The sequence below is a fragment of the Rhodococcus sp. RCBS9 genome, assembly GCF_029457415.1.
Lineage (GTDB): Bacteria > Actinomycetota > Actinomycetes > Mycobacteriales > Mycobacteriaceae > Rhodococcus_F > Rhodococcus_F qingshengii.
This window is the reverse complement of the sequence record NZ_CP120422.1, coordinates 211,052-235,785: the sequence shown is the minus strand read 5'-3', so window position 1 is coordinate 235,785 and position 24,734 is coordinate 211,052. Positions and strand designations below refer to the sequence as shown.

The following is a 24,734-nucleotide window of genomic DNA, read 5'->3' as shown; positions in this document are numbered from 1 at the left end:
CCAGGAGGTAGAACGTGAAACCAGATCACATGCGAAACATCGAACGATCCGCTGTCGAGATCACTCCGGCGGAATCCGTACCGGCAAAACGCGTACTCGGACTGTTTGCGCCGTATCGAACTCAGATCGCCATCGTCACCGCGGTCATCACACTCAGCGCGATCGTGGCGCTGGGCAGCCCGCTGCTCCTACGCGAAATGCTCGACAAGGCGATCCCGGACAAGAACCTCGGACTCGTGAGCGTTCTGGCCATCGGCATGATCGCCATTGCCGTGATCACGAGCTGTCTCGGCGTGGCACAGACCTGGATGTCCAACAGCATCGGCCAGAAACTGATGCACCAACTGCGCGTGCGGGTCTACTCGCATCTGCAGAATCAGTCGCTCGGATTCTTCGCTCGAACCCGAACCGGAGAAGTTCAGTCGCGTATTGCCAACGACATCGGCGGTATGCAGTCGGTGGTCACCAACACGGCAACATCCATCGCGCAGAATGCAACGACCGTGGCAGCCACCATTGTTGCTCTGTTCCTTCTGGATTGGCGGCTTGCCATCTTCTCGCTGGCGATCTTGCCGGTGTTCATCCGTATCGCACGCAAGATCGGTGACGAGCGCCGCAAGATCTCTGGTAAGCGGCAGAAGCTACTCAGTGATCTGTCGGTCCAGGTGGAGGAATCTCTCTCCGTCAGTGGCATTCTCCTCGGCAAGACGACCGGCGCGAAGTCGGCTCTGACGGATCGATTCACCGAGCGTTCAGCGGAAGTCGCAGACGTCGAACTCCGAGCCATGATGGCCGGCAAGTGGCGCATGGCGACCATGTCGATCACCTTCGCAGCCATGCCTGCACTGGTCTACTGGTTTGCCGGTTTCACTCTCGATCACGGCAACACCATCACCGTCGGCACCCTCGTCGCATTCACCACGCTGCAAACACAATTGTTCCGCCCCACCATGATGCTGCTCAACACGGGCGTCGAGGTGCAGAGCTCGATGGCACTGTTCAGTCGCGTGTTCGAGTACCTGGATCTGCCGATCGACATCGCGGATCCGGAAGAGTCGAAGAGCTTCGACCGCACCAAGATGTCCGGCGAACTTCGGTTCGACCACGTCGACTTCTCGTATCCAGGAACCGACAGCAAGACCCTCGACAACATCGACCTCACGGTCCCGGCCGGCGGAACCTTGGCGCTTGTCGGCTCCACGGGTTCGGGCAAGACCACTCTCGGATACTTGGCCGCACGTCTGTACGACCCGACTGCGGGATCGGTGAGAATCGACGACGTCGATCTGCGGGACCTCGATCTGGCGACGGTCTCCGACCTGGTAGGTGTGGTGTCGCAGGAGACGTATCTCTTCCACACGACGATTCGTGAGAACCTTCGGTTCGCGAAACCCGACGCCACGGACGCCGAGATCGAGCAGGCAGCGCGCATCGCGCAGATCCACGAGTTCATTTCCGGTCTCGACGACGGGTACGACACCATGGTCGGCGAGCGCGGCTACCGATTCTCCGGCGGTGAGAAACAGCGCATAGCGATCGCGCGCACAGTCCTGCGGAATCCGCCGATCCTCGTCCTCGACGAGGCGACGAGCGCCTTGGACAATCGCACTGAACGTGCGTTGCAGGACGCGCTCGACGAGCTGATGGTCGGACGCACCACTCTTGTTGTGGCGCACCGACTCTCCACGGTTCGAGATGCGGATCTCATCGCGGTCCTCGACCAGGGCGTGGTTGTGGAAAAGGGCACCCACGACGAACTGGTGAAGCAAGGCGGGCGGTACGCGCAGCTGCTTGCGGCTTCGGGTAGCGACGCGGTCGAACTGCCTGCGGAATTGCAGACTGTGTGACAGTGCATCCATCGCGTTGGCGAGTCACCGAGCACCGACCAGAGGTGGCATGGATGTTCGTCCAGGCCACCTCCGCGTGGTTGTACGTCGTGCCGACGGGAACGGGAACGACTCCGATCTATCGCGGGTCCTGTCGGCGGTCAGCTGCGTGGCGCGCCGCGATGTATCCGAAAACCATCGCCGGCCCGATGGTCGCGCCTGCCCCGGCGTAGTCGTTGCCCATGACCGCGGACGAGGTGTTGCCCGTTGCGTAGAGACCTGCAATCGGTTCACCGGAACTGTGCATGACCTGTGCATGTTTGTTGTAGACGAGCCCGCCTTTCGTTCCCAGATCGCCGGTTCGTAGTCGAATCGCGTAGTACGGACCTTCGTCGATCATGTCCATCGAGGGGACTGGCAATGTCGGGTCCCCGTAGTAGTTGTCGTACGCACTCTTTCCACGCTCGAAGTCTTCGTCTACACCGTTGTGCGCAAACCTGTTGTATCGATGCACAGTGAGAGCTAATTGTTTCTTCGGAAGTCCGAGGCGGCCGGCCAACTCGTCGAGCGTGTCGCCGGTGTAGAGGAGTTCGTTGTCGAACCAGGATTTCGGGAACTTCTGCCCCGGCATGATCGCTCCGATCTGATAGCGACTTTTGGCCTTCGCGTCGAAGATGAACCACGCTGGGTCGTGACCCCCGGCAATCTGGTTGTGGACGAATGTCACGTAGGGAGCGGATTCATTGGTGAACCGAACTCCGTTCTGGTTCACGATGATCGATCGGGGAACCGACCGTTCGGAGACCAATCCGTGCATGATCCCGTCAGGTCTCTTGAACGAGGGCATCCACCACGCGTCATCCATCAGGTCAACTGCGGCACCGATTTGTTGTCCCGCGCGGATGCCGTCTCCAGTGTTGTCGACCGAACCGAGGCTGTAGTTGGCGCTGGCGTTTTCCGGGAGATACTGCCGACGCATCTCGTCGCTCTGTTCGAAACCGCCGCAGGCGAGCAGTACGCCTTTGGAAGCTCGGATTCTGACAGTGCGGCCGTTGCGCTCGGCCACCACACCCACCACGCAATCATCGTCGTCGGTGATCAGCGATTCCATCGCAGTGTTCAGCCAAAGCGGAACGCCGGCTTGTTTGATCGCCAGGCGCAGACGGCCGACCAGGGCCTGCCCGAGTGTCTCCATGTGCCTTCTGGTCAGAACACTCTTCGCTGCACGCCACCCGGTTGCCAGCGCGGCACGTCGCCCTGCCCAGGTACGCATGACCATGTTCAGTTTCACGAACTCTTTGGATGTGATGTACAGACCGGCGGGAGTCGGAAGTGCGCCGGGGCGCAGACCGGACTCGTCGGTGCCGAGCATTTTCAGGTCGAAAGGAAGCGGTTCGATGGTACGTCCACGTGGGCGACCGCCCGGCTTCTCCGGGTGATAGTCCGAATAGCCCGTACACCATTGGAATCGCATGAGCGGGCTGGTCTTCTCGAGGAACTCGAACACGCGTGGACCTTCGTCGACGAATGCGTCGATGTTGTCCTCGGGAACTCCATCACCAACGACAGCTCGCATGTACGCCCGGACGTCGTCACGGCTGTCCGAGAGCCCTTCGCGGATGAGAGTTGGATTGTTGGGCACCAGATGTTGCCGCCCGACAGCGCGGTGGTGCCGCCATAAACGTCTGCTTTTTCGATGACGAGGGTGTTCAGACCATTGGCGGCGGCTGCCAACGCCGCGGTCAACCCACCGGCACCGCTGCCGACAACGAGGAAGTCCACTTCGTGATCGAAGGACACTTCCCTTGATTTTGACGCGCGAGGCATTTGCCTCTCCTATTCAATTGGTTGAGGTTTTCTCTTCACGGGCCGCAGCCCGAAGCGGTTGACCGAGGCCAACCATGCGCTCGAGTGGACGAAGGCTGATGATTCAGCAATACAACGGCTTTCGCGGGCCTCGAACACCAATCGCCGTCAGCGGTGCTTGCGCAACTCGTGGCGTGCGACGCTCCTGATATGCACTTCGTCTGGTCCATCGGCGATACCGAGGATCCGGGCACTCGCCCACATTCTCGCGATCGGGAAGTCGTCGGTGACACCGCCACCCCCGTGGCACTGGATCGATCGATTCAGGACGTTGCGCGCCACACGAGGACCGATGACTTTGACTGCCGCGATCTCGATCTGAGCGCCCTTGGCTCCGACCTGGTCGATGAGCCATGCTGTCTTCAGCACCAGAAGGCGGGCCTGCTCGATTTCCATTCGCGATTCGGCGATCCAGGTCCGGACAACTCCCTGATCCGAGATCGGCCCGCCAAAAGCGTTACGAGACTGGGCACGTCGAACCATCAAGTCCAATCCGCGCTCCGCCATGCCGATACAGCGCATGGCGTGGTGAATTCTGCCCGGACCCAGGCGCGCCTGTGCGATGGCGAACCCGTCTCCTTCGGACGCAAGCATATTTCTTGCCGGTACTCGAACGTTATCGAACCGAATTTCACAGTGGCCGTGTTGGTCGTGGTATCCGAATATCGGTAAACTGCGCACGATTTCGACTCCAGCGGTGGCGACGGGCACCAAGATCATCGATTGCTGCTTGTGGGGCTCTGCCTCGGCATTCGTCTTCCCCATGACTACCAGAATTTCGCACCTTGGGTCTGCTGCACCGGTCGTCCACCATTTTCGACCGTTCACGATGTATTCGTCGCCGTCCCGAACAATCGACGTCGTGATGTTTCGGGCATCGGAGGACGCAACATCGGGTTCAGTCATGGAGAAGCCCGAACGCATTGTGCCGTCGAGCAGTGGTTGAAGCCATCGCTCCTTCTGCTCGCGGGTTCCCACCAGGTGCAGGATCTCCATGTTTCCGGTATCGGGCGCCGCGCAGTTGAGGGCTTCGGGGGCAATGTAGGGCGAGCGTCCCGTCACCTCGGCGATGTGGGCGTAGTCGAGGTGAGACAGTCGTGAGAGCGCCGGCATGAACAGATTCCACATGCCCTGGCGTCTCGCTTCCAACTTCAGCGACTCGACCACGGGTGGCAAGACGTGACTGCGAGGTCCTGCGGCCTCGAGTTGTTCGGAGTAGACCGACTCAGCTGGGTAGACGTGTTCGTCCATGAATGCTTCTAGACGCGCGATGATTTCGCGCGCGGCGGGGCTCGGAGCTAAGTCCATTGACGGCACCTTTTGTCGTGAATTGTCATTCGGGGTTGGTTGAGAGGATGACTTTGCCCAGCGCTCGTCGACTCATGACTTCCTCGAGTGCGGTAGGAGCATTGATCAGCGGGTGGATGCTGTTCACATGAGGAGACAGAGCGCCACCGTCGTACATGTCGAAGAGCGCTCGCATGTTGTCCGCGTTGCACTCCGGATTACGCTTCGCCCATGCGCCCCAGAGAACTCCATGTAGCGCCCCGCCAACGACGAGGAGGCGATTCATGCCGATCTTCGGAATCTGCCCCGAAGCGTAGCCAACCGTCAAATATCTTCCTGCGGTGGATAATGCGCGCACCGCTGTAGCGGCGTGATCTCCACCGACCGGGTCGTACACCACGTCTACACCGGACGGTGCGACCTGTGCGACTCGTTCGCGAAGGTTGCCCGTTGTGTAGTTGATCAACTCGTCTGCTCCATGTTGCTTACAGACCTCGAGTTTCGCTTCGGAGGACGCCGCCGCCACCACGCGTGCACCCAATGCTTTGCCGATCTCGATTGCGGTGAGCCCGACGCCCCCGGAGGCACCCAGGACGAGCAATGTCTCTCCTGGTTGGATCGCAGCTCGGTCGACGAGTGCGTGGTAGGACGTTCCGTAGGTAACCACGAATCCGGCAGCGTCGGAGAAACTCATGGAATCAGGGATGACAAAGACCTTGTCGCTGGTGACCGCCACGAGTTCCGCGTATCCGCCCATGCCGCAGAAGGCCATGACTCGCATCCCCGGGGTGACCCCTTGGACGTCCGAGCCGACACTGTGCACTACACCCGCGACTTCCGACCCGGGAATGAAGGGGAGTGGGGGTTTAGTTTGATACGTTCCGGCGACGATCAACCCGTCGGGAAAATTGACACCCGCCGCCTTGACCGAGACGAGAACTTGGTTCGGTGTCGGCGTGGGATCGTCAATTTCTGTGAACTGCAGTTGATTCGGCAACCCCAGCTGGGTACATACGTGCGCCTTCACGGCCGCTCCGACGGTACGAGGGGCGTCCGCACGAAGGTTGCCCACGCCTTGACCGCCAATCCGCCGGTCTGCCGCGTGCAGGCGAGTTCGACGTCGATCTTGTCACCTTCGTCGTCCGCATAGGTTCGTTCGACAAGCGCTGAGCATGTCAGAGTGTCATCGGGCCAAACCTGTTCGAGGAACCGAACTCGTATCGCTCGGATGTTCTCTGCACCCAGCCAATCGGTGGCGAAGGTGGCCAGGAGCCCAGCTTGGAACATCCCGACCGAAAACGGACTCGGGTACCCCGCCGCCTCGGCGAAAACCTGGTCGTGATGAATCGGATTCATGTCTCCCGACGCACCTTGGTACCTGACGAAATCGGTGCGGGATACCGGACCGACAACCCACGGGGTCGGGACTGACACTGTGTTGATCAAGATTCCTCCACAGTCGGTCGAGCAGTTTCCACTCCGGTCATAGTTGCCCGAGCAATGAGATTTCCCTGTTCGTCTTCGAAATCCGTTGTCATCACGGCAAAAGTCATCTCGCCGCCCTTCCGTCCCTGCTTCGTGTAGATGTCGACGATCCGCGAAGTGCAGTTCAGACGAGTACCTGCGCGGGGAGGTGGACCGAAGAACTCGTACTTCTGTTCGGCATGGAGTCCGCGTTTGCCGTCGAGCTCTACCTTCCGCCACGGATCCGAGCCCTCTGTCTGCCAGAGGAGGGTCGTGGTGAGAAACGTCGGGGGCACTACCGGGAACTCGTCTTCGACATAGTTCCGATTGCTCGAATACGTGGCAACGGCGAACTCACGAATCTTGCCGCGCTCGATGTCCATACGGAACGGGGTGCCCGTGATACCTAGTGACTCTTTGTCGACCACAGCTTCTCCTTCAGACCCCATGGGTGGCTATGCATGTTGGCTACTTACCGAAACGACTTCGCCCGTCATGTACGACGAGTAGTCGCTTGCAAGAAAGACCATGACGTTTGCGACCTCCCACGGCTGTGCCGCACGACCGAAAGCCTCACTCTTGCTGAGCTGTTCGAGCAGTTCGTCGCTGGTCACCTTGGCAAGGTGAGGATGCATCGCGATGCTCGGTGCAACCGCGTTGACCCGGATTCCGTGCGGTGCCACGTCGAGGGCAGAGCATCGTGTGAGCGCCATGACGCCGGCTTTCGCTGCGGCGTAGTGCGACTGCCCTTCCTGCGCACGCCAGCCGATGACCGACGCGTTGTTGACGATCACCCCCGACCCTCGTGGAATCATGACTCTCAACACTGATCGTGTGGTGCGGAAAGTGCTCGTCAGGGTCACATCGAGTACCGAACACCACTGCTCGTCGGTCATACTTTGAATGCTCGCCGTCCCGCCGAGGCCTGCGTTGTTGATGAGGACGTCGATGGATCCATACTCGGCAACCACCCGATCGACCATTGCGTCGATCTGCTGATTGTCCGTGACATCGCAAGGAACAGTGAGTGGGCGGGTGCCGAACTCGGACTCGATGCGGTCGGCGGCCGCGATCAATCTGCGCTCATGCCGGTCACTGATCGCCAGTCGGGCGCCTTCGGCAGCAAAGCGTTGTGCCGCTGCGAATCCGATTCCAGTTCCCGCTGCTGCTGTCACCAGAACGGATTTGCCTTGAGCAAGGCCGTGTCCCGGACCAGGGATCGGCGCAGTCGTCTCAGACAATTTCACTCATCGCCTCTGTCAACTCTTCCACCGTCCATCGCGAGTCTCTGGCGATGGTCTTTCCGTACTGCCACCCGAGAAACTGGCGGACTTCGCCGCCTTTGGCGTAAAACACCTGACCAGTGGCGGGGCACTTCTCGGTGAGCAGATAGGCCACAACTGGCGAGACGTTGCCTGGATGATAGGTGTCGAATGCACTCGGATCGTCAGGTGCTGCAACAAGTTCCTTGATACCGGGAACGTTCTCGGTCATCCGTGTCCTGGCCACAGGCGTAATTGCGTTGACTCGCACACCGTATCGGGCGACCTCCTGTGCGAGGATCGTTGTCAACGCTGCGATCCCGGCCTTCGCGGCGCCGTAGTTGCTCTGACCGACGGCACCGAGCAGCCCGGAGGTGCTCGATACGTTCACGATCGACGCCGCGACGGTTTCGCCCGACTTCGAACGCTCGCGCCAGTAGTTGCCGAATACAGTGCAGGGCGCGAATGTAGCGCGTAGGTGTCCCGAGATCACGTCGTCCCAATCGGCCTCGGGCATGTTCAGAAACATTCGATCACGCAGGATGCCGGCATTGTTGACCAGGCCGTCGACCGAGCCGAATGCCTCGAGGGCCAGGTCCAGGAGTTCGCTCGCGCCGTCGATCGTCGTGACGTCCGCGACACTGGCAACTGCGATTCCTCCGGCCGCGACGATTTCGTCGACGACCGATGCCGCAATACTGATGTCGTTTCCGTGCCCGTCCGGTCCGGCGCCGGTGTCGTCGACAACCACTTTTGCGCCTTCGGCCGCAAGTAGCAAGGCGTGCTCCCGGCCCAAACCACGACCGGCGCCGGTTACTATGATTACTCGATCTTTCAGCTGATTCATTTCAGTTCGTTGTTCCTTTCACGTTTTCAGTTGACAAGACTCGACTGTCCAATTCGGGTGCGGGTGTGAGTCGAGCAAGGACGGCCTCCGCGTCCTGCATGATGCGTTCGACGAGTTCTGCGCTACTGGGGATGTCGTCGATCAGTCCGACGACCTGCCCGGTCGCCATGACTCCGATATCCGTGCGGCCGTCGAGGAGTGCGGATCGGTACAGCATCGGTGCGTTGGCGGCCATCACAACTTGCCGCCAGCCGAGTTCGTGGCTCTTCCGCATTTCCAGGCCTTCACGTATCAACTTCGACCAGGGTGTTCCCGAGAGACGTTGGAAAGCAACAGCATTGCGGGCAGCACGTAACATGCGCGTCGGTCCGTGGCTTGATTCGAGTTGATCGATCGTTCCTGCGCGCAGCACACGCTGAGGAACCCCGTCGATCTCGAGTGTGACCACGGTGTCGTTGACCGACTTCGAGAGATAGACATCTTTGACTGCCTGAGACACCGGTGAATCGCTGGTGAGCATGAAGCGAGTCCCCATCGCGATTCCGTCCGCACCGTAGGCGAGTGCTGAGACGAGACCTCGGCCGTCGAAATATCCGCCTGCCGCGATAACGGGGATGTCGACGGCGTCGACTACCTGTGGCAGAAGCAAACTCGTGGGGACTGCGCCTGTGTGTCCGCCGCCCTCGCCGCCTTGAACGACAACTGCGTCAACTCCCCACGCTGCAACTTTCTCGGCATGTCTGCGAGCTCCGATCGACGGCACGACAACAAGGCCTGCATCTTTGAGTCGGCCGATCAGCGCCTGGTTCGGTGCGAGCGCAAAGGAGGCGATCTTGACCCCCGATCGAATGAGAAGTTTGATTCTGCGATCGATGTCGTCCTGGTTGGCTCGCAAGTTCACGCCGAATGGTTGGTCGGTGCGGTCTTTGACGTAATCGATGGCGCTGACGAGTTCGTCGTAGGTCAGCATCGCCCCGGCGATGATTCCCAAACCGCCGGCTTTGGTTGTGGCCGCCGTAAGTCGGGCGTCCGAGACGTACCCCATGCCGGTCTGCACAATCGGATACTTCACACCGAAGAGTTCGCAGATACGGGTGTGCAGTGGCCCGGTACCTGAGTTCAGCACGGTCATGCCGGTACTTCCTTGTCACGTAGGTTCCGTGGATCGATGACGTTGCGAATCAGGTCGAGTTCCTCGCTTGTGGGGGTTCGAGTAGTGGGTACGGCTTTGGGCAGGTGGAGTTCGAACCCGGTTGCGGCTACTACTTCGTCGACGGTTACGCCGGGGTGAGTCGACACCAGACGCAACTGTCCGCTATCCGGCTCGAAGTCCAGAACTGCGAGATTTGTGACAACTCGTCGTAACTCGTGGTATCGGCTGGCCGACGGTCCGGCCTTGCGTGCATTGTCGTTTCCGACACCGGAAACCATGTCGACCTGTGAAGTGAGGACGCGTGCACTGTGTTTCGGCACCCAGTAACTTGTCGGGTGATGCACGGTATTGCTCGGCGCTCCGCGGACTCCCAAGAGTTGCACTGTCGGCCGCGAATGATCACCTATCGCGGAGATGTTGCAGTTCCCATAGGAATCGAGCTGCGTGGGAATCATCATGATGTGCCGTTTGCCATTCCAGACGAGATTGAAGATCTGGTTGAAGGGCAACCACGATTCGACCTCGCCTGCCGGAGTTCGGTCGACGGCCCACGTGCCGCGCACGGCTGACGCTTCTCCGTCGGACAAAACGAGATCGGGTTCGAAAGTGTGACGCGCCAATCGCACACCGATTGCAGGTATCACGCCGAATGCGCTCGCGATCACTTCACCGTTGCCTCGGTACGCCTCGGCGCACGCGATCGCGCAGACCTCTGCCCGAGTGGCGTCACTCATGCCGGCACTCCTTCGAATTCCGCAGCGACGAGTCTCTGGTAGTCGGCCTCGGAGCCGGACAGATATCGGTCCACGAAGCGTTGCCAAGCTTCTGGATCTTTTGCTGCAGTGGCATATTCGAGTTGGAAAGCCTCGTCACGATCGTATTCGGGTACGCAGGATGTGAAATGCGCACCACCTGGAGCGTGAACGACTCCCGATACAAGCAACCGGGGAATTCGAATCGTCGACGGATGTGCATCCGCGGTCAACTCCGCAGTGGGAACCACTTGTTCGCAAGAGACATAGACCGATTCGGCAGCTAGGCAGAACAGGTCGTCGAAGTACAGGTCCGGCCCGAGGTATTGGGCATTGCCATGCATGTCCGCGCGGTTCATATGTACCAGCGCGGCATCGAGGGGGAGCGCCGGCATCGCAACCAATGATTCGCCCGCATAAGGATCGACGATCGTCTGCAGTTCCGGATTCACCCGGAGGACGTCGGAACCGAGTCCCGCGCGAGTCGGCAGGTAGGGCATACGGATCCCGGCCGCGTACAGGCCCCATTGGAGCATGCCTTCGTCGTATTCGCTGACCTCGATACGACCAGCCTGTCGGGCTGCTCTGAAGTGAGGGTCCAGGGGGATCGAGTCCAGCGAGACGAAACCGAACACAACCTTTCGAACCTTTTCGGCTGCGCACAACAACCCCACATCAACTCCGCCGTACGACACAACGGTCAGATCGGTCAGTTCTGACTTGAGGATCTCTCGGATGAGTGACATCGGCTTCCGGCGCGAACCCCACCCGCCGATTCCGATTGTCATTCCCGATCTCAGTCGACTTACGACATCTGCTTCCGACATTGTCTTGTCCGACACGCGTCCGTCCTCTCCTGGTATTTCACGAGCGCTCAAAGTCTCGTATCAAACGTTTGCTACGCGGTACGGAGCGACTGTAGCAAACGTTTGATTCGCGGTATAGAGTCAAAATTGCAACCTCGTCAGAGGTGACACGTGAAGACTCGTCAGGAGGACTTGAATGGAATGGTCGGATCGTCACGACTTGATACTCGAACAGGCTGCAGAACTGTTTGCCACCAAGGGGATCGCGGGCACCAAAGTTCGCGATATCGCTGATGCGGTGGGAATCCTGTCCGGAAGCCTTTATCACTACTTCCCATCGAAGGATGCAATCGCGAATACGATTGTCACACAATATCTTCAGGCGCTCACGAGCGCATACGGGTCGATCCTGGAATCTGCCGGTGACCCACGTACTCGCCTCGGTTCGCTGGTTCGAGCTTCGTTTCAGGTCAGTCAGGCGCACCCACACGCCTCCGAGATCTATCAGAACAACAGCACCTATCTCCGGAAACTTGACTCCTATCACGACATCCGTGAGGCCGCCCGTAGCACCAAGGACGCCTGGATCGCTGTTATCGAATCCGGAATGAGCGCAGGCGAGTTTCGATCGGACCTGCCGGCGGAGATTCTCTACGGACTGATTCGCGACGCTGTGTGGTTGTCGCTCCGATGGTTCAGCCCCACAGAGGAGTTCGGTCTTTCAGAGCTCGCCGATGCCGTCGTTTCGGTGTTTCTCGACGGCATCGATGCGCCGCTGAAATCAGCATCTGTCGGAAGTGGTCCCGCGCGAGAGGGTGTGAGGTCGTGAACCCGGCACCGCAGGGCGACAACGGTTTGTGTGAGCCCCTGGTGGCGGCGTGGTTCCGTGAGTATCTGCCCGATGCCACGCAAGGATTGCTCGAATTCGAACGGATCGCCGGTGGACGCTCGAACCTGACTTACTCGGTGAGCGACGAGGCAGGTTCTCGATGGGTGCTACGTCGACCCCCGCTCGGAATCAGGCATGCATCCGCCCATGATGTAATTCGCGAAGCTGACATTCTCGAGCGACTGCAGAACGTGCCGGTTCCGTCACCGATCGTTGTAGGCAAGTGCATTGACGAATCTGTGACTGGTGCTCCGTTCTTTGTCATGGACTTCATCGACGGCGCAGTCCTGCGTGATCCGGAGGTAGTACGCGCGAAAATCCCGTACGAAACGCGAGCCGGATTGGCCGCGGAACTGGTTCGCAATCTTGCCGCCCTGCACTCGGTCGACCCTCGTGAGATCGGATGGAATGCTCTGGCCGATCGGACGGACTACATCGATCGTCAGTTGAATCGGTGGTTGCGGAACTGGAAGGGTGATCGTGTGCGAGATAGCCTCGACCTCGAACGCACACATGCCAAGTTGTCTCGAAATATTCCCCCTCAGTGCAGTAGCAGCGTCGTGCACGGTGACTTTCGCCTTGACAACTGCATTGTCGGCGCCGACGGCGTGATCGCCGGAATACTGGATTGGGAACTGGCCACGGTGGGTGACCCCTTGGCAGACCTGGGCCAACTGTTGGTCTATTGGGCCGAACCCGATGACGATGTTTGTGCATTGGAGAATGCTCCGACTCGAATCGAAGGTTTTCCGTCGCGTGATGAGCTGTTGGACGTCTATATCTCTGCGGCCCAACAAGATGCGGACTTCAATATCGACTTCTACATTGCGTTCAACTGGTGGAAGATCGCATGCATTGTCGAGGGTGTGTACAGCCGCACGCTACGTGGCGCGATGGGCGAAATCGAGCGGTCGGCGGAATCGTTCGGCGCCCAGGCGGACAGGCTTGCGGCACAAGCGTGGCGAATGGCCCAACGGATTTGACGGAAATCTTCCGTGCGACTTTCTGGTCTAGTGGAATATGCTGCCGGGGCAACGTATTTCGCCCTTCTCTGTTCATGTTGCGGCGTTAACGTCCACCGTGAGCCTTCTGTGAATGCTCCTGAGGTTTTTCTCTTCACACCCGATGTCAACATGGCACAATTTGTCACACTGAGATCGTTCGAACATCCGACGGTGACGGACGGCCTGGTGTCGCGGTGCTGTTGCAGCGGGCCGTAACCAGTAAGCCCGGTAGCGCTTTTCGGCTCCACGTGCCCCACATGCACCATAAATTGTGGGAATGACTTCAAGGAATTCGCATGCAAGCTTCCGCTCGTGCAGACGCTACGACCCCGGCGGGGTTCCTGGATCGACTGGCGTCGGTCATGGATGCTTTCGAAGTGTCCGGACAGCTCACTCTCAGTCAAGTTTCGCGAATTACCGGCTTGCCTCGTTCGTCGGTGCATCGCATGCTCGAGCAGCTCGTCGCCAAGAAGTGGCTCCGGCGGGATGGCACTGATTACTGCCTTGGAATCAGATTGATGGAGCTGGGAAGCCTTGCAATACAACAGGATCGATTGTATTCGGTCGCTTTGCCCTTCCTCCGCGAGTTGCATCGAGTGACCGGACTGGTAGTGCAGTTCGGAGTGCTGGACGCGCCGGATGTCGTTTACCTCGACAAGATCGGCGGAATGCTGTCCGGTGTAGTTCCTACTCGTGTCGGCGAACGTTCTTCGGCCGACAGGTCGGCTCTTGGACGTGCGCTCCTTGCGTTCGGAGGCTCCCCTGTGGGTGCTGAAGCGCCGATGACTCTAAGGCAGGAACTCAGTCGAATACGTGATACCGGCGTAGCGTACGGCGCGGGGCTGTTGAGTCCCGGCCTCAATTGCGTTGCTGCACCGGTTGGGCCGCAAGGAAACGCGATTGCTGCCGTTGCTGTTTCCGGTCCGTCCGCGATGCTCAAACTCGACTACCGAAGTGCGGTACCTGTCCGCCTTGTAGCGTCATCGATTTGGGGGGCGGTTGGCCAAACTGCGACACATTTCGATGTTCAACGCACCATGCGTGAACTGCGAGCGTTGCCGTCGGCGGGACCCAGGCGTATGCGTTCGTGAACGTCGATGATCCGTAGACTTGGTCCTGCGCTGCCGCCTCGAATCGCGTCAAATGGCGATGGGGGTGAGACGAGGCTGGCCTGGCGTCTCGATGTCCAGTCGGTGGCGGAACTGATCGAAGGCGAAGTGGACGGTTCATGGCTTCCGCAGCCGATGCCAGGGTTCTTCCTGTTCGACTCCGAAGCACGGTGGCGCACCGTGCGATACTGGCATGAGCATGGTTCAGTGTCTAACTCCCCGTCGCTCACCCAACGGCGGAAGGAGCAGGCAAAGTTGGAGATATCACGTTGTGCTGCAGAGCTTTTTGTCCTTCGCGGCGAGAATCCGGTGACTGCCGAGGGCATTGCACGCGCAGCTGGAATCGGACTTCGCACGTTCTATCGATACTTCGGACGAAGGAAGATGCGGTGAGGCCGATACTCGCCAACGGGATCGACGAATGGCTCGGGTATATCGCGTCCAGTTCGCCGGGTACGCCTGTTGTTCAGGTGCTGGCATCCGCCGCCCGCGTCGCACTGAATTCACCTGCTGCAACACCCGATGCGATTGCGTTGATTCGCCGACTTCAAAGGATTGTTCCTGGCGATCCGGCGCTTCGGAACGCGTGGTGAGCTTGGTCAACGACACCGAGACTGCATTGGTGCCCGTACTGCGTGATTTGATGGGACCCGGCGCAGACCCACTGGAAGTGCGTTTGCTTGCAATTGCAGCGAACACGGCCCAGCGGATGGCCGTTGTCGCGTGGGTTGACGGGGACTCCCCGGCGTAGGGCGACGGCTCGCCTGCGGAAGTTGCGATGAGGTGTATTCGCATTCTGACCGCGGGACTGGGGCACGTGTCGACCTGAACGCCACTGGCCTTGTCGCATTCGTATTGATCGGCGCTGAACGAACTGGCCGTTCTACTTCCGCATTTTTCTAGAACGTGTTCTACTTTATTGAAGGTTGGCGGGCTATCAATGGAGGCGGAAGATCATGGGTCAGGTTCTGGACAACATCTCACAGTTCGCCGACGAGATCCGCGCCGACGGGGTCGAGGGCGACAAGCTGATGCGCTTGACGGACGGCAGCGCGAAGCGTTTGCGCGACGCCGGCGTCATCCGGATGTTGCAGCCGAAGGAGTTCGGAGGCCTCGAGGCGCATCCGCGTGAATTCGCCGAGACGGCAATGGCTATCGGTGCGATGGATGGTGCCACGGGCTGGGTCAGCGGCATCGTCGGTGTGCATCCGTGGGAGCTTGCGTTCTTCGACCGCAAGGCTCAGGAAGAGGTGTGGGGAACCGATCCTGATACGTGGATGGCGTCGCCGTATGCGCCGATGGGTGTGGCGAGGCCGGTCGAGGGTGGGTACATCCTCAACGGTCGTTGGTCGTTCTCGTCCGGTACCGATCATTGTGACTGGATCATGATCGGTGCGATGGTCGGTGACGAGTCCGGTAAGCCGTTGATGCCGCCGAAGATTCTGCACGTGTTGTTGCCGCGTTCGGATTACGACATCGACCAGGACAGCTGGAATGTCGTGGGTCTGCGCGGTACGGGGTCGAAGGATCTGATCGTCAAGGATGCGTTCTTGCCGACGTACCGCACGATCGACGCCGGAAAGGTTTTCGACGGGACGGCGTGGAAGGAAGCGGGTCGTACGGAGACGTTGTACAAGTTCCCGTTCTCGTGCATTTTCCCGTTGGGGATCACTTCGTCGTTGATCGGTATCGCCGAAGGTGCGTTGGCGTGCAACATGGCGGCGCAGCGTGAGCGTGTGACGGTCAGTGGTGTTCCGATCAAGGAAGATCCGTACGTGCTGTTCGCGATCGGTGAGGCTGCGGCCGAGATCGCTGCTTCTCGGGCTGCGATCTTGGAGACGGTGGATCGTTTCTGGGACATGACGGAGAAGGGGCAGGAAGTTTCGTTCGAGCTTCGTGCGATCGGTCGCCGTACGCAGACTGCTGCGGCGTGGCGGGCGGTGCGGGCGGTGGACGAGATCTTTGCTCGTTCCGGTGGTGGGGCTTTGCAGTTGAGCACGCCGATGCAGCGGTTCTGGCGTGATGCGCATGCCGGTTTGGCGCACGCGATCCATGTACCCGGTTCCATTTTCCATGCGTCGACGCTCTCGCAGCTCGGTGGCGAGCCGAAGGGCATCCACAGGGCAATGATCTGAGCCGTCCTGGGGACACCCGGAGGTGTCCCCATCGCGGTTTTCGTGGGGGTCGATGAGCATTTCGGTGAATCTGGTCGATGACCTCGGACTGTCCGCAGAACCCGCATCGGAGTGACGGCCAACGCGCAATGTGGGTTATAGGGCAAACACCGATAGGCTGGCGGTCATGGCTGAGTTCATTTACACGATGAAGAAGGTGCGCAAGGCGCACGGTGACAAGGTCATCCTCGATGACGTCACGATGAGCTTTTACCCCGGCGCGAAGATCGGTGTCGTCGGACCGAACGGCGCTGGTAAATCCAGCATCCTCAAGATCATGGCCGGACTGGACCAGCCGGGCAACGGCGAGGCATTCCTGGCTCCGGGCGCGACCGTCGGCATCCTCATGCAGGAGCCGGAGCTCGACGAGACCAAGACTGTTCGCGAGAACGTCGAGGACGGTCTCGGAGAGACGATGGTCCAGCTCAAGCGGTACAACGAGATCGCCGAGCTGATGGCTACGGATTACTCCGACGAGCTCATGGAAGAGATGGGCGAGCTGCAGGAGAAGCTCGATCACGCAGATGCGTGGGAGATCGACTCGCAGCTCGAGCAGGCTATGGACGCCCTGCGCTGCCCCCCGCCGGAAGAGATGGTCACCCACCTCTCCGGTGGTGAGAAGCGACGCGTTGCGCTCTGCAAGCTGCTGCTGAGCAAGCCCGACCTCCTGCTCCTCGATGAGCCCACCAACCACCTCGACGCCGAATCTGTCCTGTGGCTCGAGCAGCACCTCGCTGCTTACCCCGGCGCAATCCTCGCCGTGACTCACGATCGTTACTTCCTCGATCACGTCGCGCAGTGGATCTGTGAAGTAGACCGCGGACGCCTGTACCCGTACGAGGGCAACTACTCCACCTACCTGGAGCAGAAGGCTGCACGCCTCGAAGTTGCCGGCAAGAAGGATCAGAAGCTGCAGAAGCGCCTCAAGGACGAGCTCGCATGGGTTCGTTCCGGCGCCAAGGCCCGCCAGGCCAAGAACAAGGCTCGTCTCGATCGCTACGAGGAAATGGCGAACGAAGCAGAGAAGACGCGCAAGCTCGACTTCGACGAGATCCAGATCCCGGCACCGCCGCGCCTGGGTGACGTGGTCGTGGAGGTCTCGAACCTCGACAAGGGCTTCGACGGTCGCGTTCTGATCAAGGATCTCTCGTTCACGTTGCCGCGCAACGGAATTGTCGGCGTCATCGGCCCCAACGGCGTCGGTAAGACGACGCTGTTCAAGACCATCGTCGGTCTCGAGGAGCCTGACGCCGGTGAGGTCAAGATCGGTCAGACGGTCAAGCTGAGCTACGTCGACCAGAACCGTTCCGGAATCGACCCCAAGAAGACGGTCTGGGAGACCGTGTCCGACGGGCTCGATTTCATCGTCGTCGGCCAGACCGAGTTCCCCTCGCGCGCGTACATCAGCTCGTTCGGTTTCAAGGGCCACGATCAGCAGAAGCCGGCCGGCGTCCTCTCCGGTGGTGAGCGCAACCGCCTGAACCTGGCGATGACGCTCAAGCAGGGCGGCAACCTGATCCTGCTCGATGAGCCCACCAACGACCTCGACGTCGAAACCCTCGGCTCGCTGGAGAACGCTCTCGAAGAGTTCCCCGGCTGCGCCGTCGTGATCTCGCACGATCGCTGGTTCCTGGACCGGACTTGTACCCACATCCTCGCGTGGGAAGGTGGCTTCGGCGACAACGAGGCAGCTTGGTACTGGTACGAGGGCAACTTCGAGGGCTACGAGGCGAACAAGGTCGAGCGACTCGGCCCCGACGCCGCACGCCCGCACCGCGTGACTCACCGCAAGCTCACCAGGGACTGATCCGGTGTCCGACGTATACACAGCGCAGATCCAGGTCCGGTGGGGCGATTCCGACCGGTTGGGTCACGTCAACAACACGCGTTACGTCGAGTACATGCAGGAAGCGCGCATCCAGTTCCTGGAAGCGAAACTGGCGCCGCTCGGCGGCCGGCCGGGATACCTCGTGGTTCGAAAGATGACCGTCGAGTTCCTCAAGCCGGTCACCGATCGGTCCGGTCCCTTGAATGTGGAGATCTTCACGACTCACGTCGGGACTTCCTCGTTCACGGTTCGGCACGTCATCCGTGACAACGCGGGTGTCGAATGCGCTTTCGGCGACGCGTTGATGGTCGGATTCGACACGGTGTCCGAAAAGTCCAGACCGCTGGCGGACAGCGAACGCGCGGTGCTCGAAGCATCGCTTGTTCAGATGACGACATCGTAGATTTCGTTTCTCAGTTCACCCTAGGTACTGGTTGCCGCGGCTAGTCTCGAGTCAGAGATTGGTCGCGGCGATCAGAACCCACAAGGATGTGAGCCAGGAATGACAGACCGTGTACGGCAGCAGGGCACAGGCCTCGACGAAGCGACGTTGTTGACGCGTCTTCGCGAGGCCTTTTTCACGCATATCGACGAGGGTGACAGCGACGACGTCATCAACGGTCGATCGGATCGAGTCCTGCTCGCGCATCTTGCGCTCGGGAGGCAGCGGACCCCGGGCACGGCCGTATGGCGTGTGTACCGCCCGTCAGGATCCGAGGGTCTCGGCGCTGCCGTCCAGATCGTCACCGACGACATGTCGTTGCTCGTCGAGTCCGTTACCGCGATGCTCAACCGACAAGGTGTGGGAATCAGTCAATTCGCCCATCCGATCCTGACGGTTGAACGCGATGACTCGGGCAATCTGATGTCCTTGGGCGACAGCGGTATCCAAGAATCCTGGATGCACGTCCAGTTGGACTCCGAAGTCGAGGATTCCGCTCTCGACGCGATCGAAGCACACCTCGGCAAGGTGCTCGCGGACGTCCGCCAGGTGGTTGGTGACACCCCGGACATGAAGGCATTGCAACTGCGCGTTGCCGACGAGTTGGAGAGTGCTGCAGAAACTGCCTCCGGGAGGATCACCCCCGAAGAATTCTCCGATACCGCTCGGCTGCTGCGGTGGATGGCGGACGGAAACTATGCCGTGCTCGGATACCGGCGATTCGAGGGTACGAAGGACGGTTCACGCACGGTCGCCGGCAGCGGGCTCGGCGTGCTGCGCTCCGACGCGGTCACCGAAGGCCCGATGAGTTTGCCTCCCGTCGCAGATCTCCCGGATCGACCGCTTCTGGTCCTGACGCAGGGATCGTTCCCCGCCACGGTGCACCGCGCTGTCTACCCGTACTTCGTGGGTGTCTCGATCCTCGACGACGAGGGAAACATCGTGGGGGAGCACAGATTCCTGGGTGTGTTCACCGTGGTCGCACTCCACGAGAACGTCCTCGCGATTCCTCTGATCGAGCGCCGCGTTCGCGAAGTCATCGCGCGTGCCGGTGTCGACCTGCATTCGTACTCCGGTCAGGCGATGCTCGAGGTCATCCAGTCGTTCCCACGCACCGAGTTGTTCTCGAGCGACGCCGAGACCTTGTTCGAGACCGTCCACGCCGTGCACAGCATCGGGCTGCGTCGACAGGTGCGACTCTTTGTCCGCGAGGACACGTTCGGACGCTTCGTGTCCTGCTTGGTGTACCTACCCCGCGACCGGTACACGACGCGGGTGCGACTGGCGATGCAAAACCTGCTGTGGCGCGAATTCGGACCAGGCACAGTCGATTACACCGCCCGGGTTACCGAGAACGATCTTGCGCTGTTGCACGTGACGATCCGGCGCGATCCGGACAGTGAGCCGGTTCATCTGGATGTCTCCGAGGCCAACCGCGAGCGAGTTCAGGCTCTGTTGACCGAAGTCAGTCGTAGCTGGGACGACCGCATCAACGACCTTGTTCGTGAAAGTCCGGGTGTGGATCCGGAACTGGTGCAGCGGTATTCGCGGGTGCTTCCCGATGGATACAAGGAGGACTTCGAACCGTCACGCGCGTTGGCCGACATCGCCCGACTCGAGGCGTTGGCGCCAGGCGCGATCGACGTACTGCTCTATCGTGCTGTGGACTCCGCGCCCGGTGCCTGGCGCTTCACGCTCTTCGTCGGCGGCGACGGTATCTCGTTGAGCCAGGTGCTACCGGTGCTGCAGTCACTCGGCGTCGAAGTTCTCGACGAGCGGCCGCACGTCGTGCAGCGACTCGACGGCGTTCAGTGCTGGATCTACGATTTCGGATTGTCGGTACCGGCGGATCTTCGGGCGTCGGTCGAGATCGACCTCGATGCGCAGGTGCCGCTCGAGACCAGTACCGCCCCGCTGACCGAGGTCCAGAAGCGATTCACGGCTGCATTCGGTGCAGTCTGGTTCGGCCGGGCCGAAGCTGACCGATTCAACGAGTTGGTGCTGCGGGCCGGAATGTCCTGGCGGCAAGCCGTGGTGCTGCGTGCTTACGCAAAGTATCTGCGCCAGGCCACATTTCCGTACAGTCAGTTCCACATCGAAGGAATCGCGCTTACACACCCGCAGACCGCGTTTGCATTGGTGCAGTTGTTCGAGGCGATGTTCGACCCCGAGAAGCAGGACGACATTCGCGTCGCCGAATTGGACGAGCAGTTGCGTGCGTCCATCGACGAGGTACTCAGCTTGGATGCCGATCGCATTCTGCGTGGAATGTTCTCCTTGGTGAAGGCGACCTTGCGTACCAATTTCTACGTCGTCGACGCCGATGGCCGCTCTCGCGACTACCTGTCGGTCAAGCTCGATCCCTCACGGGTCAGCGAGTTGCCCAAGCCGCGGCCGGCTTTCGAGATCTACGTGTACTCACCCGAGGTCGAAGGCGTCCACCTGCGATTCGGCGCAGTCGCGCGCGGCGGGCTCCGCTGGTCCGACCGGCGCGAGGATTTCCGCACCGAGGTGCTCGGCTTGGTGAAGGCTCAGGCCGTCAAGAACGCGGTGATCGTGCCGGTCGGCGCCAAGGGCGGCTTCGTCGTGAAGAATCCGCCTCTGCCGACGGGTGATCCGGCCGTTGATCGAATGGCGACGCTGGAAACCGGCAAGGCCTGCTACACCACGTTCATCTCCGGATTGCTCGACATCACCGACAACGTGCACGCGGCTACCGGCGAAGTTGTGACGCCGGATCGAGTGGTGCGCAAGGACGATCAGGATCGCTACCTGGTGGTCGCCGCGGACAAGGGCACGGCGACGTTCTCGGATCTCGCCAATTCGGTTGCCGCCAAGTACGACTTCTGGCTCGGCGACGCGTTTGCCTCCGGTGGCTCCGTGGGATACGACCACAAGGGCATGGGTATCACCGCTCGCGGCGCCTGGGAAAGCGTCAAGCGGCACTTCCGCGAACTCGGGGTCGACACGCAGACCGAGGATTTCACGACGGTAGGCGTCGGCGACATGAGCGGAGACGTGTTCGGCAACGGAATGCTCCTCAGTCGGCACATCCGTCTGGTGGGCGCGTTCGACCATCGACACATCTTCCTCGATCCGAACCCGGATGCAGCGAGCTCGTTCGTCGAACGTCAACGACTTTTCGAGTTGCCACGGTCGTCATGGGCCGACTACGACAAGAGCCTGATCAGTGAAGGTGGCGGCGTCTGGGACCGCACGGTCAAGTCGGTTCCGATCGCCGAAAGCGTCCGGATCGCACTGGGTCTGGCCGAGGGGGTCACGAAGCTCTCGCCGCCGGAATTGATGCAGGCGATTCTGTCGGCACCGGTGGATCTGCTGTGGAACGGCGGAATCGGTACATACGTCAAAGCGTCGACCGAGACCAATGCGCAGGTTGGCGACAAGAGTAACGACGCCGTGCGTGTCGACGGTCAAGATCTGCGGGTCAAGGTGATCGGGGAGGGCGGCAACCTCGGCGTCACTGCTCTGGGAAGAATCGAGTTCAGCGCCAGCGGCGGTCACATCAACACCGACGCCATCGACAACTCGGCCGGCGTCGACTGCTCCGATCACGAAGTGAACATCAAGATTCTTCTCGATTCGCTCGTGCGTTCGCAGTTACTGCCCACGCAGGAACGGAATCCGTTGCTGGCGTCGATGACCGACGACGTGGCGGCGCTGGTGTTGGCGGACAACATTGCTCAGAACGCGCTGCTCGGAATCTCCCGCGTGACCGCTTCTCAGATGCTCGGTGTTCACCGCCGTCAGTTGACGGATCTGACCAAGGCACGTGGCCTTGACCGCAAGCTCGAGGCGTTGCCGACCGACAAGGAGATCGAGCGTCGACTCGAGGCCGGTGTGGGTCTGACGTCGCCGGAATTGGCGACGCTGACGGCGCACGTGAAGCTTTCACTCAAGGACGATCTGCTCGCAACCGAGTTGCCGGACAACGATTTCTTCGCCCAGCAGATCCCGCAGTACTTCCCGACCGCTGTTCGCGATCGGTTCGAAACGGAGATCAAGGCACACCCGTTGCGGCGGCAGATCGTCGCGACGATGCTCGTGAACGAAGTGATCGACAACGGCGGAATCACGTACGCCTACCGCTTGGCCGAGGAGACCGGAGCGAGCAGTACGGACTCGATCCGTGCCTACGCCGCTGTGCGAGAGGTGTTTGCGCTCGACGAGGTGTGGTCGCGAATCCGCTCGGCGGGCGTCAGTGCAGAGATCGAAAACGAGTTGATCGTGGAGTCGTGCCGCTTGCTCGACCGCGCGTCGCGGTGGTTCCTGGCCAATCGGCCCCAGCCGATCGCCGTCGGCGCCGAGGTTGCGCGTTACTCGGCGGCGTATCGGGCTACGGCACCTCTGGTCCCGGGGCTGCTTGCGGGCCATCAACTCGACGATCTGCTGGTGCGGGCTCAATCGGTGATCGATCGCGGGGCTCCGGAAGCGTTGGCGCTGGACGTGTTCCGACTGCTCGACGTCTACTGCCTGCTCGACATCGCGGATATCGCCGACATCGCAGATCACGACATCGCCGAAGTTGCGGAGCTGTACTACGCCTTGGACGCGCATCTGGGAATCGACTGGTTGCTGAGCGCGGTCTCGGGACTCGAGCGCGGCGATCGATGGCACTCGCTCGCGAGGCTCGCGTTGCGAGACGACCTCTACAGTTCGCTTCGGCAGCTGACGATGGAGGTTCTGGCCGGCGGCGAGCCGGGGGAGTCGCCGCAGGAGAAGATCGACGAATGGGAGTCGACCAACGCCTCGCGTCTGAGCCGGGCGAGGGCAGCTCTCGTCGAGATCTTCGAGTCTGGGACGCTTGACCTCGCGACGCTCTCGGTGGCGGCGCGTCAGGTTCGTAGCATGGTGCGCAGCATGGGCACCCGATCGGAGGTAGGACGTTGAGCGAAGGATTCCACGCCGAAGTTGTGGTTCGGTGGTCCGACATGGATGCCTTCCAACACATCAACCACGCACGGATGGTGACGTTGCTCGAAGAGGCGCGGATTCCTTGGTTGTTCGAAGACTCGCGCCCGACGGTCACCCTGCGTGACGGGGCCGTGATTGCCGATCTCCACGTGCGTTATCGCGGTCAACTGCGGCACGACGATTCGCCGCTCGACGTCTTCATGTGGGTGGAAAAGGTGCGCGCGGTGGACTTCACCATCGCGTACGAGGTTCGCCCCCGCGGTGCGGATCTCAGTGTCCCGCCGTCCATCGTGGCGTCGACTCAGATCGCGGCCTTCGATATCGACACTCAACGTTTGCGTCGCCTCAGCGGGCCCGAGCGCGAGTACTTGGAGAACTGGCAACGTGCATGAACGTGTACTGACCGTGCCCGAGGAGGCCGAGCGAAAGAACTTGGCCGGCTTCATCGGTCATGCCTTGCGTTTGGACGAGTCCACGGTCATCCGGATGCGTCGACGCGGAGATGCTCACCTGAGCGTCTGGGCGTCAACGGGTTTCGACGCACTCGCTACGCGAACCGTGGCGGGCACCATCAACCCTGACGACACCTCGGCTGCCGGCGATCAGTTGCTCTCGGCGGTGGAGCAGGCGACAAGTGAGCTGATCGATCCGGGGTTCGCCATGGATTCGGCGTGGCGTGGGGCGTTGCCGCCGATGGACGGCTTCGAGCACCTGGACGACGTACCCGCCCGGGTGCTGATCGAACTGGCGCAGCGGGGCAACGCCTTGGCGCTCGAGCATGGAAGTAGTCACGGTCCGCCGGCGTCGTTGCTCGATCAGGACGTGCTCGAGGTCAGTGGTCCGTCCGGCACGGTCGGGATCTCGATGCGGGTTGTTTTTGCCTTGACCGCAATGGGATTCGTTCCGCACGCCGGGTCCGAGGCGATGACCGCCGACATCGACCTCGAGCAGATCGACGCCTCGGAACTGGTTCGGGTGCGGGCGAGCAAATCCTGGGTGCGGCTCGATGCACGGTTCGGTTCGATCTACCGTCACCGCGGTGGTTCGATACCGCTGATGGTCGCACGATAGGAGTTCAGGTGGCGGGTGCGGT

The 24,734-nt window shown here is 60.8% G+C and carries 22 protein-coding genes and 1 pseudogene; 13 read left to right on the top strand and 10 right to left on the bottom strand.

Annotated features, from left to right (window positions below):
- The first annotated feature begins 14 nt into the window (after window positions 1–14).
- A complete protein-coding gene (locus tag P0M12_RS01210) occupies window positions 15–1,847 on the top strand; it encodes an ABC transporter ATP-binding protein (protein ID WP_039973329.1) in 1,833 nt (610 codons plus the stop codon).
- Between the two features lie 118 nt (window positions 1,848–1,965).
- On the opposite strand, the pseudogene P0M12_RS01205 reads toward P0M12_RS01210, so the two are convergent.
- The 10 genes and pseudogenes from P0M12_RS01205 to P0M12_RS01160 all read right to left on the bottom strand — a co-directional run bounded on the left by P0M12_RS01205 (window position 1,966) and on the right by P0M12_RS01160 (window position 11,284).
- Window positions 1,966–3,653, bottom strand: a pseudogene (locus P0M12_RS01205) (FAD-dependent oxidoreductase).
- A 147-nt stretch (window positions 3,654–3,800) separates the two neighbouring features.
- A complete protein-coding gene (locus P0M12_RS01200; RefSeq protein WP_277377379.1) occupies window positions 3,801–5,000 on the bottom strand; it encodes an acyl-CoA dehydrogenase family protein in 1,200 nt (399 codons plus the stop codon).
- Window positions 5,001–5,025: 25 nt separating this feature from the next.
- Window positions 5,026–6,006 (bottom strand): NADPH:quinone oxidoreductase family protein, encoded by a 981-nt coding sequence (locus P0M12_RS01195; RefSeq protein WP_039973333.1) that lies wholly within the window; start codon window positions 6,004–6,006, stop codon window positions 5,026–5,028.
- The gene (locus P0M12_RS01190; protein ID WP_007733354.1) at window positions 6,003–6,425 is read right to left on the bottom strand and encodes a MaoC/PaaZ C-terminal domain-containing protein; all 423 of its coding nucleotides are present in this window, start codon (window positions 6,423–6,425) and stop codon (window positions 6,003–6,005) included. Before P0M12_RS01190 ends, P0M12_RS01195 begins: the two co-directional genes overlap by 4 nt.
- Window positions 6,422–6,871 carry a MaoC family dehydratase N-terminal domain-containing protein gene (locus tag P0M12_RS01185; RefSeq protein WP_003945322.1) on the bottom strand — a complete coding sequence of 150 codons (450 nt, stop codon included), beginning with the start codon at window positions 6,869–6,871 and terminating at the stop codon, window positions 6,422–6,424. Before P0M12_RS01185 ends, P0M12_RS01190 begins: the two co-directional genes overlap by 4 nt.
- 27 nt (window positions 6,872–6,898) lie before the next feature.
- Window positions 6,899–7,690 carry an SDR family oxidoreductase gene (locus P0M12_RS01180; RefSeq protein WP_007733357.1) on the bottom strand — a complete coding sequence of 264 codons (792 nt, stop codon included), beginning with the start codon at window positions 7,688–7,690 and terminating at the stop codon, window positions 6,899–6,901.
- Window positions 7,677–8,552 carry an SDR family oxidoreductase gene (locus P0M12_RS01175; protein WP_277377378.1) on the bottom strand — a complete coding sequence of 292 codons (876 nt, stop codon included), beginning with the start codon at window positions 8,550–8,552 and terminating at the stop codon, window positions 7,677–7,679. The genes P0M12_RS01180 and P0M12_RS01175 overlap by 14 nt, the downstream gene beginning before the upstream one ends.
- Before the next feature lies 1 nt (window position 8,553).
- Window positions 8,554–9,684 (bottom strand): nitronate monooxygenase, encoded by a 1,131-nt coding sequence (locus P0M12_RS01170; protein ID WP_042446094.1) that lies wholly within the window; start codon window positions 9,682–9,684, stop codon window positions 8,554–8,556.
- Window positions 9,681–10,439 carry a CoA-transferase gene (locus P0M12_RS01165; RefSeq protein ID WP_042446091.1) on the bottom strand — a complete coding sequence of 253 codons (759 nt, stop codon included), beginning with the start codon at window positions 10,437–10,439 and terminating at the stop codon, window positions 9,681–9,683. The genes P0M12_RS01170 and P0M12_RS01165 overlap by 4 nt, the downstream gene beginning before the upstream one ends.
- Window positions 10,436–11,284, bottom strand: a complete 849-nt coding sequence (locus tag P0M12_RS01160) for a CoA-transferase (protein ID WP_277377902.1) — start codon at window positions 11,282–11,284, stop codon at window positions 10,436–10,438. Before P0M12_RS01160 ends, P0M12_RS01165 begins: the two co-directional genes overlap by 4 nt.
- Window positions 11,285–11,459: 175 nt before the next feature.
- Between P0M12_RS01160 and P0M12_RS01155 the strand changes: the two genes are divergently transcribed.
- The 12 genes from P0M12_RS01155 (at window position 11,460) to P0M12_RS01100 (ending at window position 24,712) form a co-directional block, all read left to right on the top strand.
- Complete coding sequence (locus P0M12_RS01155) at window positions 11,460–12,092, top strand: TetR/AcrR family transcriptional regulator (protein ID WP_007733365.1); 633 nt, start codon at window positions 11,460–11,462, stop codon at window positions 12,090–12,092.
- On the top strand, window positions 12,089–13,135 hold the full coding sequence (locus P0M12_RS01150) for a phosphotransferase family protein (protein ID WP_007733366.1): 1,047 nt from the start codon (window positions 12,089–12,091) through the stop codon (window positions 13,133–13,135). Before P0M12_RS01155 ends, P0M12_RS01150 begins: the two co-directional genes overlap by 4 nt.
- Window positions 13,136–13,452: 317 nt before the next feature.
- Window positions 13,453–14,247, top strand: coding sequence for an IclR family transcriptional regulator (locus P0M12_RS01145; protein WP_007733367.1), 795 nt, complete (start codon window positions 13,453–13,455; stop codon window positions 14,245–14,247).
- A 6-nt stretch (window positions 14,248–14,253) separates the two neighbouring features.
- Window positions 14,254–14,658, top strand: coding sequence for a TetR family transcriptional regulator (locus P0M12_RS30410; protein WP_346772260.1), 405 nt, complete (start codon window positions 14,254–14,256; stop codon window positions 14,656–14,658).
- Complete coding sequence (locus P0M12_RS01135; RefSeq protein ID WP_007733369.1) at window positions 14,655–14,858, top strand: hypothetical protein; 204 nt, start codon at window positions 14,655–14,657, stop codon at window positions 14,856–14,858. Before P0M12_RS30410 ends, P0M12_RS01135 begins: the two co-directional genes overlap by 4 nt.
- On the top strand, window positions 14,855–15,016 hold the full coding sequence (locus P0M12_RS01130; protein ID WP_277377377.1) for a hypothetical protein: 162 nt from the start codon (window positions 14,855–14,857) through the stop codon (window positions 15,014–15,016). The genes P0M12_RS01135 and P0M12_RS01130 overlap by 4 nt, the downstream gene beginning before the upstream one ends.
- A gap of 205 nt (window positions 15,017–15,221) precedes the next feature.
- Window positions 15,222–16,400, top strand: a complete 1,179-nt coding sequence (locus P0M12_RS01125) for an acyl-CoA dehydrogenase family protein (protein ID WP_042923855.1) — start codon at window positions 15,222–15,224, stop codon at window positions 16,398–16,400.
- 166 nt (window positions 16,401–16,566) lie between these two features.
- Window positions 16,567–18,246: an energy-dependent translational throttle protein EttA gene (gene ettA / locus P0M12_RS01120; protein ID WP_007730925.1), complete on the top strand. Its 1,680-nt coding sequence runs from the start codon at window positions 16,567–16,569 to the stop codon at window positions 18,244–18,246.
- Between the two features lie 4 nt (window positions 18,247–18,250).
- Entirely contained in the window at window positions 18,251–18,670 is a 420-nt protein-coding gene (locus tag P0M12_RS01115; RefSeq protein ID WP_003944475.1) for an acyl-CoA thioesterase, read from the top strand.
- 99 nt (window positions 18,671–18,769) lie between these two features.
- Window positions 18,770–23,617: an NAD-glutamate dehydrogenase gene (locus P0M12_RS01110; RefSeq protein ID WP_277377376.1), complete on the top strand. Its 4,848-nt coding sequence runs from the start codon at window positions 18,770–18,772 to the stop codon at window positions 23,615–23,617.
- Window positions 23,614–24,033 (top strand): thioesterase family protein, encoded by a 420-nt coding sequence (locus P0M12_RS01105; protein WP_277377375.1) that lies wholly within the window; start codon window positions 23,614–23,616, stop codon window positions 24,031–24,033. Before P0M12_RS01110 ends, P0M12_RS01105 begins: the two co-directional genes overlap by 4 nt.
- A complete protein-coding gene (locus P0M12_RS01100) occupies window positions 24,026–24,712 on the top strand; it encodes a hypothetical protein (protein WP_030536651.1) in 687 nt (228 codons plus the stop codon). The genes P0M12_RS01105 and P0M12_RS01100 overlap by 8 nt, the downstream gene beginning before the upstream one ends.
- Window positions 24,713–24,734 lie beyond the last annotated feature (22 nt).